The organism is Trichocoleus sp. ST-U2 (assembly GCF_039961875.1).
In the GTDB taxonomy this organism is placed as follows: Bacteria; Cyanobacteriota; Cyanobacteriia; order Cyanobacteriales; family FACHB-T130; genus FACHB-T130.
Genome location: NZ_JAMPJY010000060.1, coordinates 14634 through 30262 on the forward strand (window position 1 = coordinate 14634; position 15629 = coordinate 30262).

General features: G+C 47.7%; 10 protein-coding genes and 1 pseudogene. 8 read left to right on the forward strand and 3 right to left on the reverse strand.

The window, feature by feature from the left end; genetic code table 11:
- Window positions 1-69 precede the first annotated feature (69 nt).
- Window positions 70-4476, reverse strand: a complete 4407-nt coding sequence (locus NC996_RS25470; RefSeq protein WP_190690663.1) for a PAS domain S-box protein — start codon at window positions 4474-4476, stop codon at window positions 70-72.
- Between the two features lie 382 nt (window positions 4477-4858).
- Here NC996_RS25470 and trpD point away from each other — a divergent pair, with 382 nt between their 5' ends.
- The 6 genes from trpD to NC996_RS25500 all read left to right on the forward strand — a co-directional run bounded on the left by trpD (window position 4859) and on the right by NC996_RS25500 (window position 10432).
- Complete coding sequence (gene trpD / locus NC996_RS25475) at window positions 4859-5983, forward strand: anthranilate phosphoribosyltransferase (RefSeq protein ID WP_190690665.1); 1125 nt, start codon at window positions 4859-4861, stop codon at window positions 5981-5983.
- Between the two features lie 247 nt (window positions 5984-6230).
- A complete protein-coding gene (carA, locus tag NC996_RS25480; RefSeq protein WP_190414798.1) occupies window positions 6231-7382 on the forward strand; it encodes a glutamine-hydrolyzing carbamoyl-phosphate synthase small subunit in 1152 nt (383 codons plus the stop codon).
- 222 nt (window positions 7383-7604) lie between these two features.
- Window positions 7605-7973 carry an anti-sigma factor antagonist gene (locus NC996_RS25485; RefSeq protein WP_190414821.1) on the forward strand — a complete coding sequence of 123 codons (369 nt, stop codon included), beginning with the start codon at window positions 7605-7607 and terminating at the stop codon, window positions 7971-7973.
- 339 nt (window positions 7974-8312) lie between these two features.
- A complete protein-coding gene (locus NC996_RS25490) occupies window positions 8313-8750 on the forward strand; it encodes a ribonuclease III domain-containing protein (protein ID WP_242028867.1) in 438 nt (145 codons plus the stop codon).
- Window positions 8751-9162: 412 nt separating this feature from the next.
- Window positions 9163-10083 (forward strand): 23S rRNA (guanosine(2251)-2'-O)-methyltransferase RlmB, encoded by a 921-nt coding sequence (rlmB, locus tag NC996_RS25495; protein ID WP_347276055.1) that lies wholly within the window; start codon window positions 9163-9165, stop codon window positions 10081-10083.
- Between the two features lie 61 nt (window positions 10084-10144).
- Complete coding sequence (locus tag NC996_RS25500) at window positions 10145-10432, forward strand: DUF1816 domain-containing protein (protein ID WP_190414796.1); 288 nt, start codon at window positions 10145-10147, stop codon at window positions 10430-10432.
- Between the two features lie 220 nt (window positions 10433-10652).
- Here the strand turns inward: NC996_RS25500 and NC996_RS25505 are convergent, their stop codons facing one another.
- Entirely contained in the window at window positions 10653-11504 is an 852-nt protein-coding gene (locus NC996_RS25505; RefSeq protein WP_190690667.1) for an alpha/beta hydrolase, read from the reverse strand.
- A 5-nt stretch (window positions 11505-11509) separates the two neighbouring features.
- Window positions 11510-12226 carry a CAP domain-containing protein gene (locus NC996_RS25510; protein ID WP_190690669.1) on the reverse strand — a complete coding sequence of 239 codons (717 nt, stop codon included), beginning with the start codon at window positions 12224-12226 and terminating at the stop codon, window positions 11510-11512.
- Between the two features lie 561 nt (window positions 12227-12787).
- Between NC996_RS25510 and NC996_RS25515 the strand changes: the two are divergent.
- A pseudogene (locus tag NC996_RS25515) lies at window positions 12788-13825 on the forward strand (PAS domain S-box protein); the annotation flags it as partial.
- A 14-nt stretch (window positions 13826-13839) separates the two neighbouring features.
- On the forward strand, window positions 13840-15522 hold the full coding sequence (locus NC996_RS25520; protein WP_347277805.1) for a PAS domain-containing protein: 1683 nt from the start codon (window positions 13840-13842) through the stop codon (window positions 15520-15522).
- Window positions 15523-15629: the final 107 nt, after the last annotated feature.

Sequence of the window (15629 nt, forward strand, 5' to 3'; positions counted from 1 at the left end):
CAAAAATTTGGATTAAAACTGTTTAACCAAGACTTGTGTTTGTGGGAAGCAAATTACAGCAGGCGAATCTTAATTTGACTTGGCTAGAACCGATTTCGCAGACAAACCTGACTGCTTAATCGGAAGGTAAATTGCAAATTCTGTTCCTTCATCCATCTGGGAACTCACCATAATTTTTCCATGATGCTTTTCCATAATTTGATAGGAAATCGAAAGTCCTAAGCCAGTTCCCTTCCCGACATCTTTAGTTGTGAAAAACGGGTCAAATATTTTCTCTAGAATTGGTTGTGGGATTCCAGAACCATTATCCAGAATTCTCACGATTATCTGATTTTTTCCTAATACTTGGCTAGAAATAACAATTTGTTTATCTTCCCGCTCTTTCTGAGCCAGCAGTGCATCAATCGCATTACTCAGGATATTCATAAATACTTGATTGAGCTGTGCAGGATAACACTCAACAAGAGGTAACTTGCCATAGTGTTTAATCACATTAATCTCTTTTTTGAGACGGTTATTTAAAATTAACAGCGTATTGTCCATGCCTTCGTGGAGATCAACGGCTTTCATCTCCGCTTCATCAAGACGCGAGAAGTTCCGTAAGGATAAGACTAGCTCGCGAATTCGCTGCGTCCCTATCTTCATAGAAGACAGCATTTTGGGTAGGTCTTGAGCGATAAATTCTAGGTCAATTTTCTCTACAAAACTCTGAATTTTAGGCGCGGGATTAGAATATTGTTGCTGATAAAGTTTCACTAAGTTAAGTAAGTCTTGAACGTAGTCGTTCGTGTGTTGCAGATTGCCGTGGATAAAGTTAACCGGGTTATTAAATTCGTGGGCAATGCCAGCAACCATCTGACCGAGGCTGGACATTTTTTCGGCTTGAATCAGCTGAGTTTGAGTTTCTTTGAGTTCTTGCAATGTTTGTTCCAGTTGCAAGGCTTTATCTTGGGCAAGATGGGCGGAATTACTAGCGTCGGCGTAGAGTTCAGCTTGGTTAATTGCGATCGCCATCTGATTAGCGATCGCGCAAAGCAGTGCCACATCAGCATCCGTCCAAGGTTTTGCTTCTTGGATGCGATTACAAATTATTAAGCCAATCCTACCGAATTGTGTTTGAAGTGGTAGCCCTAACACAGAAGCCGCACCCGTTGTCAATAACAGCTGCTGTAACGGCAGATCGTTGTTTAGAGTCTTGACATCATCGACGCGAACAATTTCTTGGCGCAGGATTTTCTCAGTAAATGCACCAAAGACTTCATCCGGGAAAAAACCCACCCAACTACGAAGATCGGTCTTTTTGGCTTCCTTCACCGCTTCCCAACTAACAGGCTCCATGTCAGGACGGTACCAAGAAAAGATGCACGTATCTAGGTGCAACCGATGATAGATTTCATGAACAGCCGTCTCTAGAATGGTATCCAGTTGTAAAGAGTTACGGATCTGGCTAGCTAAATGATTGAAAAGTTCTTCTTGAGCCGCCAGTTCTCGGAACCGGGCTTCCGATAGCCGCAACGCTTCCTCAGCGGCTTTGCGATCGGTGATGTCGGAGCAGATTGCTAAATACTGGAAAGGATTTCCTCGCTCGTCCAGAACAGGAACGATGGCAGTATCAACCCAGTAATAAGTTCCATCTTTAGCTCTGTTCTTTATTTGACCTCTCCAAACCTTGCCGCTAGAAATTGTTGACCAAAGCTTGCTAAAAAATTCTTGTGAATGATAACCTGAATTAAGAATTCGTTGGTCTTGTCCTATCAGTTCTTTTGGGGAATATTTGGATATTTCACAAAATTTATTGTTGACATAGTTAATCATTCCTCTTCGATCGGTGATAGCAACAATCGCCGCCTGATCTAAGGCAAATTTGACGTCAGACAAATCTTTGAGCGATCTTTGGAGTGCTTCCTCTGCCTGCTTGCGTTTAATCCCTATGACAATTTCATCGGCGGCAAATTCTAGCGCCTTGAAAATAGATTCGCTCAAGGTATGGCGGGTAAACATTGCAATCACTCCTACCATCTGACCTTGGAGCATTAAGGGATAGCCAGCAAAAGCAACCATTCCCTCTCGCTTCGCCCAATCTTTATCGCTAACACGAGGATCGTCAAGGACAGAATTCGTTAAGTGTGGTTTTCGCTCTTGGGCAATCAGACCGATTTTGAATTGTCCGACTTTAACGCGGCGATGATTGCCGTTTAGGTGAGTATATATCCCTGCACTAGCTTGCAGCTCTAGTACGTTTTCCTCAACATTGAGCATCCAAATGCGGGCGAATGCTGCATCTAGGTGTTTAACCACAGCCAAGACGCAGCGTTGCAGGATACCTTGTAAAGTGTCGCTTTGAGTGAGAGCAGATCCAATATCAGCACGAAATGCGGCTAGTCTAGCTCGCTCTGCTAGGGCTTTCTCAGCAGCTTTCCGCTCAGTGATGTCGTGGAAGTAGACAGAAAGCCCCTCTTCACTGGGGTAGGCACGGACTTCAACCCAGATATCGAGAGCTGGGTAAAATTCTTCAAACGTGATAGAGACTTGTTCAGCAGCACTCTGGTGATATTGATTGTAAAAATTTGACCCAATTGCAGCGGGAAACCGATCCCAAATATTCGTGCCCAGAAGTTCGGACCGGGTTCTCTGTAAAAGTAGCTCCGCTTGCTTGTTGATATAGGTGAACTGCCACTGATGGTTGAGGGCATAAAAGGCATCCGTGATGCTTTCAAGAACCTTGAAGACTCGCCGGTTTGATGAGTGTAATGCCTCTTCTGTTTGCTTGCGATCGCTAATATCAAAGATTGCCCCGTTTAGACACAGAAGCTCTCCGGTGGAATTGAATATGCCCTGACCTTTCTCGTAGACCCATCGGATACTTCCATCGGCTCGAATGATTCGGTACTCAATGATAAAAGGCTGTTTTTTCTGCACAGCCTCTTGGATAAGCCTGTCCACTATCGCGGTATCTTCAGGATGAATAATACTGGCAAAACTGCGAACTTGATTGTGAATAAAGTCTCCAGGCGGATAACCAGAAATTTCTGCGATCGCATCGCTGATAAACTCCATCTTCCAGTCGTCATCGCAGCTACACCGATAGATGGCACCTGGAATATTAGCAACCAAAGCTCTGAATTGCTGCTCGCTTTCCTGCCGTGCTGTTTCGGCGTGTATGCGATCGCTAATGTCACGGGCAACCGCATAGATTAAACCTTCTGGAGCAAAGGGGACGCACGTCCACTCCAGCCATTTATAGGAACCGTCTTTACAGCCGTAGCGGTTTATAAAGGAGCTAACCATGACTCCGCTAGCAAGCTTCCTCGCCTCAGCAATGCTGGTTGCTCGATCTTCAGGATGAATAAAATTCAACAATGGCTTTGCTACAATTTCTTCGCCAGTGTAGCCAAGTGTTGTTTCAAAAGCTGGGTTTATCTGCTTAAAATAGCCGTCAAACCCGACGACACAAAGCATATCGAATGAAAGGTTGAAGAAGCGATGAAGCTGTGCTTGGGTTTGCTTCAGTTCCTGGGTGTAGGTGCCGACGCTGCGGATTAGCTGGTTGAGGGAGGTTGTCAGGCGTCCAACTTCATCCTCGGTGATTACGGGTGCCTGGAGAGTAAAATTTGCTTGTTCGGTAACTTGCTGAGCAATTTGAGTTGCAGTTTCCAGAGGATGCGCGATCGCTCGACTGGAATAGCGGGCGATTATCGCGGCGATCGCCATTGACAGCAACATACTGGTAACAATTATCTGGATTCGCAGTTTCTCTACCTGCTGTAAAGCGATCGCTGTTTCTTCCTCATCGTGATTAGCAACCTCAATCAATTTTGTTAAATCATCTGAGAGACTATCAAACTTAAGCGCCTCCTGAGTATTGGTAAAATTAACCAATGAATTTTGGATTTTCGGAACTGTTTTAGGCTGCAACCCACCATTTTTCTCAATTTTCTTTAAAATTACATTTAGGTTTTGGCTATAAATTTCTACAGTTCCGTCGTAAGTTTTCAACCAATTTTCGACTTCTGCAATCTCTCGATCTGAATGCTTGAATAATTGAGATTCATTACCAAATAATTTTACTTGTGAATAAAGCTTTTCAACCTTTTCAATTTTCTCTACTAAGCGCAAAACTTCGCTGTGAAACTCTTTTGGTTTTCTTAACTGATAAATTAACTGTTGCTGCTGGTTTCTTGCTTCTAGTACAGCAATTTTCAAACTACTCAAAAGATAAGCTTCTTGCTGTGCATATTTGAGTTGCTGGGACATCTGTCGCTGGTAATATTCGCCAACAAGCAGCCCTGCACTCGCCCCCAAAGTTGCTATTCCAATGGCAACTGCATATCCATAACCAATCTTCTGCCGGATACTTAAGCGACGGATTAGCTGTTTTAGCCAATTATTCGGAGGTCTTTTAGAATGGTTTTCCGGAACAAATACAGGATCTAATTTTATTTCCTCTTCAGACACTTTTGGCTTGAAAGACTGCATCAACAGAAAACCTCCGTAACTACCATTAATTTAGGCAATTCGTAAAATACTCATTTTTGCCTGAGAAGCTTCGTTTATTTATAAAAAGTTAGTAATATAAAGTTTTGATGAAGCGAATCAACGCTGTATACCTACGCACAAATAAAGTTAATAAATAGGGTGATACTGATAATGACAAGTATGAATATTTAAAATCATCAAACTAAAAGGGTCTAATTGGAATCAGCAAAATAGCTGAATCTTAATATTTATCAAAAAACCACTGTGCGCTCTCAGGAAAATTACGACACAGAAGCGTGCAGGACGTTGCTAGAGAGCTTGGCGATCCGATAAGCTTTTGCAAAATGCCTCTGAACTGAGTGCGCTGCACCCAGACCTGTCAATGACTAATACTCCTTCACTGATAAGCCAAGATGCTGGGACGACAGGAGCGATCGCTTCTACCAACACATCCATTTGGCCTAACCTGCTACAACAGCTACTCGATCGGCAATCCCTGCCTCATGACCAAGCCGCCTCTCTCATGCAGGCATGGTTAAACGAGGAAATTCCACCAGTGCTATCAGGGGCAATTTTAGCCGCCCTGCAAGCAAAGGGGGTTTCGGCAGACGAACTCGCTGGGATGGCTCAGGTGTTGCAGTCTCAATCCTCCCCACTCAGCCCACTCGCCGAGAAGGCGAAGCGCCCACAGTCCCCCATCCTCACTCCAGTCATTGACACCTGTGGAACTGGTGGAGATGGGGCATCAACCTTTAATATCTCTACCGCTGTTGCCTTTGTAGCCGCTGCTGCTGGCGTCTCAGTTGCCAAACATGGCAATCGCTCGGCTTCGAGCAAAGTTGGATCGGCGGATGTCTTGGAAGCGCTGGGAGTCAACCTAAACGCCAGCAGTGAGAAAGCACAAGCCGCACTAGAAGAAATCGGGATTACCTTTTTATTTGCACCCGGTTGGCACCCAGCGCTCAAAGCGGTGGCATCGCTGCGGCGAACCTTGAAAGTGCGGACGGTCTTTAATTTATTAGGCCCATTAGTAAATCCGTTACGCCCTACCGGGCAGATCATTGGGGTGTGCGATCCTAACCTGGTCGTGACGATTGCCCATGCTTTAGGACAGTTAGGAACTCAGCAGGCAATTGTCCTGCACGGACGAGAGAAACTGGATGAAGCTGGATTAGCAGACGCGACAGATTTAGCAGTGCTCTCTGGTGGTGAGGTACAACTGACAACCCTGCATCCCCACGAATTAGGCTTGACACCAGCACCCACCACGTCGATTCGGGGTGGAGATGTTGAGGAAAATGCCGAAATTTTGCGCGATGTCCTTCAAGGAAAAGGAACATCTGCACAGCAAGATGTAGTGGCTTTGAATGCGGCGTTGGCACTCCAAGTTGGGGGCGCGATCGCAATGGGTAGCCATGCGGAGGGCATTACAATGGCTAGAGAAATCTTGGGTAGCGGTACTGCCTGGTCGAAGTTGGAGCAGTTAGTTGAGTTTCTGAAAAATTAGCCATTCGCTCATGTTTTTTTGAATGGGCGATGTTTATACAGTAGGTCTCCCGATAGTAGGGGCATGGCAATGTCATGCCCCTACTATCCAATACACCCAACCTTGGAATTGCTATCGTCGCCCCTTCAATTAGGAGCTGCCAAATGCGATCGCATTCTCACACAGTACCCCCTACCTCTTATCCCAACGGCTGTGAGATGCTAACTTACCAACTAAGAAGTAATTTCTAAAAACTAACCACTCCCTTATGTCTATTTCTTCTCCTCAACCAGCTCTGCTCGTCCTTGCCGATGGCACGTCGTACAAAGGCTGGTCTTTTGGTGCCCCTGGAACAGCTATCGGTGAAGTGGTCTTTAACACAGGTATCACCGGCTACCAGGAAGTCTTGACAGATCCCAGCTACTGCGGTCAGATTGTCACCTTTACCTATCCAGAATTAGGCAACACTGGCGTCAATCTAGATGATGAAGAATCGAATGGTCCCCAAGTGCGGGGCGCGATCGCTCGTAACATTGCCTCCCGTCCCAGCAATTGGCGTTCCAGCCAGTCTTTGCCCGATTATCTCAAGCAACACAACATTCCAGGCATTTACGGTATCGATACCCGTGCCCTTACCCGAAAGATTCGCTCTGCTGGTGCCATGAATGGCGCAATTTCCACCGAAATTCTTGACCCCGTTGAATTGTTGGAGAAAGTGCAAGAAGCTCCCAGCATGGCAGGATTGAATCTAGTTCGGGAAGTGACGACTGCCAAAGTCTATGAGTGGTCTGACCCCACCGAGTCGAGTTGGGAATTTAGCCCTGGAATCCCCTCCGAAAGCGGGGAACCCCTCACGGTGGTTGCCATTGATTTTGGCATCAAACGGAACATCCTACGGCGTCTGGCGAGTTACGGTTGCCGTGTAGTCGTGGTTCCCGCCAATACACCCCCCGAAGAAATTCTCAAGCACAACCCGGATGGAATTTTTCTTTCCAATGGTCCCGGCGATCCCGCTGCTGTCACCGAAGGCATCGAAACCACCAGGGCATTGCTAGAAAGCCAGAAACCGATGTTTGGGATCTGCATGGGGCACCAAATTCTCGGTCTTTCGCTGGGGGCTGACACCTTCAAGCTCAAATTTGGTCATCGGGGCTTAAATCAACCCGCCGGTTTTGAGAAGCAGCGAGTGGAGATTACCAGCCAAAACCACGGGTTTGCCATTGACGCAGATTCTTTAAATCCAGAAGTAGAAATTACTCACCTAAACCTGAACGATCGCACCGTGGCTGGGTTGCGTCACAAATCTCTACCTTTCTTTTCCGTGCAGTATCACCCAGAAGCTAGCCCTGGCCCTCACGATGCCGACTATCTGTTTGAGCAATTTGTTGAGCAGATGAGATCGCATAAGCGTAGCGCCTAGATGCGATCTCATTGCCTCGATAAGACCCGTTAGCGAGTAGATTTCCCCCCTCTTGCGCGAGAGGGGGAAAGAGGGGTGAGGGGTGTCCCAGATGAAGTAGAAAGTCTTAATATCCTTGCTCGGTCGCGAATAACTAAGGACGAATTACAACAGATGCGTATATCCGCGCATTGTGTTTTATAATAAAGCCTCGACTAAGGACAATCCAGCTAGGAGGGTGTTATTCCTGAGCCACTAACCCTAACTGTCAGCTTAAGAGGCACTCGCGAAGTTAGGGACAATTATCAGCTATTCCGCCTCACAGGCTTATTGGATGCTTTTTCCGAACCCACATTTCGGAAAGTTATCAGCAAGTGTATTGAAGATGGACCCAGCAACGTTGTGCTGGATCTTTCCAAAATTGATTTTGTTGATAGCTCTGGATTGGGCGCTCTAGTGCAGCTGGTGAAAAAGGCTCAAAGCCTTGAGGGTAGTTTGCAAATTGTTACAAATGCCCGAGTGACTCAAACTGTCAAGCTGGTTCGCTTAGAACAGTTTCTGTCATTGCAGCCTTCAGTCGAAGCGGCATTGGAGAATGTCAAGCCTGCTTGACCTATACAGAGGCGCGATCGCGTAGCGGCGCGGATGCGCTTTTCGTATGCCGCGATGATTCGGCTACTCGCGCTTGAGGGGCGGGTTCTCAAGCCCCCGCCCCAATCATTTTCAAAAGTCCTGAACCGGGAATGATGGGGAAACAAAGAGCAGCGGTGCAGAGGCGTAGGAGACAAGGGAACAGGTAATTACCGATTACCCCCTACCGACTCCCGACTCCCCATACCCCATCCCTGATTTTCAGGCAAAAGCATTAAGATCAACTAGAGGGCGAGGTAGGGCATAGATGTGAGTTCACAGGAGGAAGAGTGTTCAGATTGGCTGAATACTAACCCCGTACTGGGTGAAACCAAAATATCGTTGAACTCGATCTGGGCGATCGCAGATCGTCGCACGCAAATTCAGCGGATTTCCCCGGCGTCTTTAGCTTATCTAGGAGATGCCGTGTATGAACTTTATATCCGTAGTTTTTATCTACTGCCACCCAAGCGATCCCACGCTTATCATGACATGGTAGTGGCGCAAGTGAGAGCTGAAAGTCAGGCAAAAGCATTGCGATCGCTCGAACCCCACCTTACCAACACAGAATTAGAAATCTTGCGGCGGGGACGTAACGCTGCGGCAGGTCGTCCCAAGCGCCTCGATCCCGAAATTTATCAACAAGCTAGCAGCTTAGAGACGTTGATGGGCTATCTTTACCTAACAGATCCCCAGCGATTGAATCAGCTGCTGAGCTACTTAGAGCTAAATCCACTTCCACAAGTTAAAGATTCTTAACAATATGGCCGATCAACATCGCCGCCCTCAGCCTCCAAGCAGATCCAGCGCCAGTCGAGGGAAGCCCATTCGAGCCAAGCGTGCCTTCCCAAAGCGTCTTGGGGACAATCGGATTGGGAAGCGAATTGTAGAGCAACAGACGCCCCAGGATCGTTCCTTCTCTGATAACGAGGATGTCAATCGGGATTCGCGCCCAGTTGGGAAGCACGAGCAAGTCAAGCCAATTCTCCAGCGCCGGGAGCGTCAGCAAATCCGTCCTGCTTCCCGCCACAAAGACACAGACTCAATTGACACGCGCCGGGAGCGTCAGCAAATCCGTCCTGCTTCCCGCCACAAAGACACAGACTCAACTGACACGCGCCGGGAGCGTCAACAAATCCGTCCTGCTTCCCGCCACATAAACACAGACTCAATTGACACGCGCCCGACAGACAACTTCAAGCCAAAGAAGTCAATTCCCAACCGTCACGAACGGGAGATCCCCAGAGGTCGTTTTCAGGACGAGGATCGAGCAGCAGCAGCCGCACCCGAAGAAGAAAGCGATCTGATTTATGGACGGCATCCTGTCCTCACAGCGTTGGAAAAACATCGCCAGCTGAATCGGGTTTGGATACTGCCAAATTTGCGTTATGATTCCCGGTTTCACTCCCTCCTACTGAAAGCCAAGGAACGGGGAACGGTAATCGATGAAGTTAGTGCGCGCCGCTTAGAGCAAATTAGCCACGGGGCAAATCACCAAGGAGTGGTCGCTCAAGTCGCACCCTACGCTTACACTGACCTGAGTGAGTTAATCGCTCAGGCAAAATCCGTCTCGGAGCAGCCAGTGCTGGTGGTAGCGGATGGCATTACCGATCCCCACAATCTAGGAGCGATTATTCGCACGGCAGAAGCTTTGGGTGCCCAGGGATTGGTGATCCCTCAACGACGAGCAGTGGGAATCACATCCGCCGTCATGAAAGTGGCAGTCGGAGCTTTAGAAACTTTTCCTGTTTCCAGAGTGGTTAACCTCAGCCGTGCCTTAGAAGAATTGAAAGCGGCTGGCTTTTGGATTTATGGCACCGCCGCAGGCGATGGTCAAATGTTACACACTACTCAATTTACCGGGCCAGTAGTATTGGTGATTGGTTCTGAAGGTGAAGGATTGAATCTTCTGACACAAAAGTGTTGTGACTTCCTGATTTCGATTCCGCTACAGGGAAACACACCGAGCCTGAATGCGTCAGTCGCAGGGGGAATGGCTCTTTATGAGATATATCGTCAGCGCTGGTCGAATCGGCTCTACTTGAATAATCTTTCAAAAGAGACTTTCAAAAAGAAAGATGACAGAATATAACAGAATGTAAAGAACAACCTTTTAGAAGACTGCTTTGTATCCCCTAAGATAGGCCAAAAACATGAAGGAATTCTTGATTAACATTCTCCACTTCTTTGGATGGGCTTCGTGGGTTGAGATTGTCACAGACAACCCCCGTTGTACTTACTACTTTGGCCCTTTCCTCAGCTCCCAGGAAGCTGATAGAACCAAAGCTGGTTATATCGAAGACCTGGAAGCAGAAGGAGCGAAAGGCATTAAGGCTACTGTGAAGCGCTGTAAGCCAGAGAAGCTGACGATTTACGATGAGTCGGGGGAGCGTTTTGACCGCCAAAGAACAGCCACGTTTTTTAGCGGTCAGCCTTCTTAGGTTTTGATCTTTTTCACAGGTGATATCCACTTCCTTTGAATCCCCATCTTTGGCACCTTACCTCTAACCTCTCTGGGTTTGCCAGAGGGGTACGCTCGCTGCGGATAGATGCTTCTGGGATGCTAAGAATTCACAAGATTGGAAGGATACCAGACTCGAACTTGCATCCCCTTTGGTCGGGGCTGCATCACTTCAGGACAGGGTGAGGCGACGATGGTATCTAAACTCTGGCTGGCGTCACGACTTGTGGATGGCTATCGAGCCAAGAGTCAATGTCCCGCAGTACCAGTTCAGGAATTTCCCAGGGAAATAAATGAGCGGTATTCGGGTAGCAGTGCCATTGGCAATCCTTGAGGTGATGAGCCGTTTCTAAACTGGACTCAGGGGTGATGTGGCGATCGCTTGCTCCTGCCAGCATCAAACTCGGACATTGGATTTGCTGGAGATCCGCCAATCGGTTGTAACCAGCTCTCAGAGCAGTATTGAGTGCCTGCGTTGCCGCCGCTGAGGTTTGCAAGTAAGCTGACATCGCTTCCAATGCGAGGTAGCGGTAAGCGCCAGGGGTATGTTGCCCGATCAGGTAGCGATAGAGCGATCGCTTCCCAAAGGTCTCGATATTCCACTCCCACCCAGGCTGTACTCGGTTCACGATCGAAGCCAGCCCCGTGTAGAAATTATCCTGCCAGCTGATTGGCGGATGATTCCCACGGGGGCGTGCTGCTGTGGCAATCAAAATCAAACCCGTGACTCGCTCTGGTAGCTTCAGCGCCAACTCCATCGCCAAAATTCCCCCTAACGACCAACCCAATACCAGGCAACGCTCAATCTGGAAGCGGTCTAGAAGCGCCTCCAAATCGGTTAAATGGTCTTCCATTCTAAAATTACCCTTGATGCGACTATTGCCGTATCCCCGGAGGTCAGGGGCAAAAGTTTGGAATTTTTGGGATAAGTGGTTAGTGAAGACAGACATACTGCTGCCTAACCCCGGATGACCGTGTAGACAGAGAATTGGAAAGCCTTTTCCCTGGCGGAGAACGCTGAGCTGATGAGATGAAGAGGACGAGTGATGCATGAAGCCTATTTCTCTTTATATCCTCCAGCATAGGTAATCACGCACATCGATTTGTATTTTGCGTGAGACCCAAAAGCCACTCCTGCGACTCGGAAAGCCGGGTTGAAAATGTTTTTTCTGTGACCGCGATCCGGAACTCCATCATCAATGATTAACTGCATGACGATAGATTGAGGGGTGTCAGAGCCGTAACTAATATTTTCGGCTGCGGTGGTTTGCCAGGAACCGTAGCGGTTGATGCGAGAAAACGGATCGCTGCGATCGCTCCCATTGTGACCAACCTTACCTTTTGGTCCTTGGTCTTTCACATGATCCCTAGCCCCCAATGACATCCCTTTAGATGCACTTAGAGGTGGGAGAGGACGAGTGGATTTCAGGAAGCGAATCGCTTCATCGACGGCTTTCACACCTTCTTGGGTTTGTAAAAAGACGTTTCCAGACATTCTCACTTGCTTACCTTGGAAGCGTTTTTTCCAATTCTCCAGTACGGCGGCATAGGCGGCGGGATTTTTCCGCGCCTTATTCATTTCAGCAATCACTCCTTGTTCCAGCGGTGAGAGAGTAGTTGCCTGCGCTAGCAAGAGAGAGCCTTCTTGAGAAAAACCAACGGGGACAATATTACCGCTAACATTTGCTAGAGGCTGCCGCGATTGAACCATCAAAGGAGAGAACGTAGCGAGTAGAACGATGGGGGCAAATGCCCAAAATTGAATTCGACGCATAAGTTACTTTAAGACTCGCTGCCACGAGTTGATAAACTGTCCGTATTAGATAAATAGACAGCACCCGACGAGAAAGTTTCCCCATTTTTGACTACGAGGGGATCGTCTAAAATTTTCAGTGTTTGTGCTAGCTGAGTTTCATTTTGAATCGCGTTACAGTCGATGTCATCGGTGCGATCGCGTACTACTTAGCCTTGAAGTTAGCTTGGAAGCCGCGTTCAGTAAGTTTGTATAATTCGACACAATTAAATTCTTGTATTGAACCTGATTCAAAATTTAGGGCGCTGGTAAGGTGGAGTGGTAGCATGCCTCTCACTTGTATTTGTCAGCGATAAAACTTATCTATATACATACGCAGAATAATTCTAGTTTTTTTGCAATTCGTTATTTCCAGAAATGTTACTAGCCTTTGTGTAGAGGGAACTCTAGATATTGAATCCTCTTCGTCATCATGCACTTTGGTATGCAGATGGGGAGGGGCAGAAGCCGCAGTATTGGATACTGTCCAGTGTAGGAACCAATCCCTAATTCATGAAACAGCACTTCCCGGCTCAGAGCCAGATGAAGCACGATTGCCTTTGTTTCCAATTCATTGAAAACCTACCCTTAGCGGCTGCCATTCTCGATTGCAACCTCAACTATCTGCTCTTCAGCCAGCGGTGGTTGAGCGAACTGGGACTGAAGCAACCAGAAATTATTGGGCGATCGCATCCTGAAGTTTGTCCCTCGGATTGGGAACCCTTACAGGCAGCATACCAACGTTGTTTGACCGAAGCAGTCGAGATGTTGGTAGAAGAACCGTTTCAGCGAACGGATGGCTCAACTGGTTGGCGCAAATGGGAGATTCGTCCTTGGCAAGATGAAACCGGAGTGATGGGCGGCATCATCCTGGCAATCGAAGATATCACGGAGCGCAAACAAGCTGAGGCAGCTTTAGCCGTTAAGGAGGCACGATTTAGAGATACCACCGCGAATCTACCTGGGGTGATTTTCCAGTTTACCAACCGGAAGGATGTCTGGAGAGTAGATTATATGAGCGAAGGAATCTGGAATCTTCTAGGCGTGACGGCTGAGGTGGTGATGGCAGATTTCGGCGCGTTCATTCGTCAGGTGCATCCTGACGACTTAGAAAGCTATTATGCATCGGTCACTGAAGTGATTGAGCAATCCATCCCTTGGCACTATGAAGGGCGATTAATCAAGCCAAATGGAGAGATACGCTGGTGGCAGGGTAGTTCTATCCCTACAAAAAACAATCAGGGTGAAATCATCTTCTGTGGGGTGCTGCTGGATATCACGGAGCGAAAGGAAGCGGAAGCAGCACTGAACCAAGGGAAGCTAGAGCTAGAACAACGAGTCGAGGAACGCACCCAGGAACTCCGAGCGGTGGTGGCACACCTGCAAGACGAAATTCGAGAGCGAGAGCAGGCAGAAGCCGCTTTGAAAGAGAGCGAGGCAGAACTACAAGCGATTATCGATAACTGTCCGGCAGTGATTTATTTAAAGGATATTCAAGGACGACACATTCGGGTTAATCGGGAATTTGAACGGTTATTTGGCATTACCAAAGAGCAGATTAAAGGAAAGACAAATTACGACTTTTTTCCCAAGAAATGGGTCAGCAATTTACACAGAACGACCGACGGATTTTGGCAGAGGGAAAAGCCATCGTCTCAGAAGAAGTTATCCCCCATGAAGATGGTTTGCATACCTACGTTTCGGTGCATTTCCCGATTCTGGATGAGGATGGGGTGCCTTACGCTCTAGGTGGAATTTCGACAGATATCAGCGATCGCAAGCGCGTCGAAGATGAACGCAAACAAGCAGAAGCAGACCTGCGCGAACGCAATGCCCTCTTAAACTCTATTTTGGAAAGTACACCAGACTTCATCCTTGTCAAAGATCGGCAGGGGCGTCATATCGCGCTCAACTCTAATTTGGCAAACTTCTTTGGAAAGCCAATTGAGGAGATTCTTGGCAAAGACGATTCTGAACTGCTACCTCCCGACATTGCCCACCAAATCATGGCGAGAGACCGTCAGATTATGGAAGCAGGCGTTACTGAAGCTTATGAGGAAGTGGTTTCTAATGGTGACATCAACACCACCTTTTTAACCACAAAAGCTCCTTGGCGGGATGCTCACGGTAACATTCTGGGTATCGTTGTCATCACGAGGGATATTAGCGATGTCTACGACGAGCTTCGCTTACGCAAACGGGTAGAAGATGCCTTGCGATTGTCCGTTCAGCAGCTAAAAGAGCAAGCACAGCGCGAACAGTTAATTAATCGGCTCACAAACCAGATTCGCAATTCTCTTGACTTTGATGCCATCTTAGAGACAACATTGCACGAAATCCAGAAAGTTCTTCAGACCGATCGATGTCATCTTGGCTGGTATCACGGCAATGTAGAGGAGCCATACTGGGAAATTTCCCCGGAAGTTCGCCTTTCTCACCTACCCGATTTGACCGGACGCTATCCTGCATCGGCATTCGGTGTGTTAGCGACCAAACTTCTAAAGCTGGAAACCTTACGAATAGAAGATATCGAGACGGTAGAAGATCCCACTTGGCGAGACTTTGTACGCACGCTAGGAATGCGAACAGTACTGATTATCCCCGTTCAGTTACCTGGGGGTATGGTTGTCGCAATTTGCTGTAGCCACAGCACCGAACCGCGTTGCTGGAACGATAGCGAGGTCGAGTTGTTACAGGTCGTGATCGAGCAGTTTGCGATCGCGCTCAACCAGGCAGACCTGTACAATCAAACCCGTACTAAAGCACACGAGTTAGAGCAGACACTCAAGGAACTCCAGCAGACTCAGGCGCAATTGGTACAAACTGAAAAAATGTCCAGTCTGGGACAGTTAGTTGCTGGCGTTGCCCATGAAATTAACAACCCCGTCAACTTCATCTACGGCAATCTCACTTATGCCAACAACTATATGCAAGACTTGCTGAGGTTGCTGGAACTGTATCAAACGCACTATCCTCACCCACATTCAGAAATTCAGGAAGAAGCTGAAGCGATTGACCTAGAATTCCTGATGCAAGACTTGCCGAAGCTGCTATCGTCGATGAAAGTTGGAGCCGACCGAATTCAGGAGATCGTGCTGGCACTCCGCAACTTCTCACGCATGGATGAGGCAGAAGTGAAAGCTGTCAACATTCACGAAGGCATTGATAGCACGCTAACCATCCTGCACAACCGTCTGAAAGACAAATCTGACCGTCGCGGCATTGAAATCATCAAGGAATACGGAAATTTGCCCTTGGTGGAATGCTACGCCACCTGAGTTCGGGATAAGGAAGGGACAAGCGAGTAAGCTAAAAGTCATCACACAACAGCTTTACAGGCTCGTCCCATGCTTAGTCTAGAAGAACTTTTTTGCTCTGTCGATGA

Excerpts from the sequence above, each read along its gene's own strand:
- NC996_RS25470 (WP_190690663.1), bottom strand. The coding sequence starts at position 4,476 with ATGCAGTCTTTCAAGCCAAAAGTGTCTGAAGAGGAAATAAAATTAGAT.
- NC996_RS25505 (WP_190690667.1), bottom strand. The coding sequence starts at position 11,504 with ATGCATCACTCGTCCTCTTCATCTCATCAGCTCAGCGTTCTCCGCCAG.
- NC996_RS25500 (WP_190414796.1), top strand. The coding sequence starts at position 10,145 with ATGAAGGAATTCTTGATTAACATTCTCCACTTCTTTGGATGGGCTTCG.
- trpD (WP_190690665.1), top strand. The coding sequence starts at position 4,859 with ATGACTAATACTCCTTCACTGATAAGCCAAGATGCTGGGACGACAGGA.
- NC996_RS25520 (WP_347277805.1), top strand. The coding sequence starts at position 13,840 with ATGGGTCAGCAATTTACACAGAACGACCGACGGATTTTGGCAGAGGGA.
- NC996_RS25510 (WP_190690669.1), bottom strand. The coding sequence starts at position 12,226 with ATGCGTCGAATTCAATTTTGGGCATTTGCCCCCATCGTTCTACTCGCT.
- carA (WP_190414798.1), top strand. The coding sequence starts at position 6,231 with ATGTCTATTTCTTCTCCTCAACCAGCTCTGCTCGTCCTTGCCGATGGC.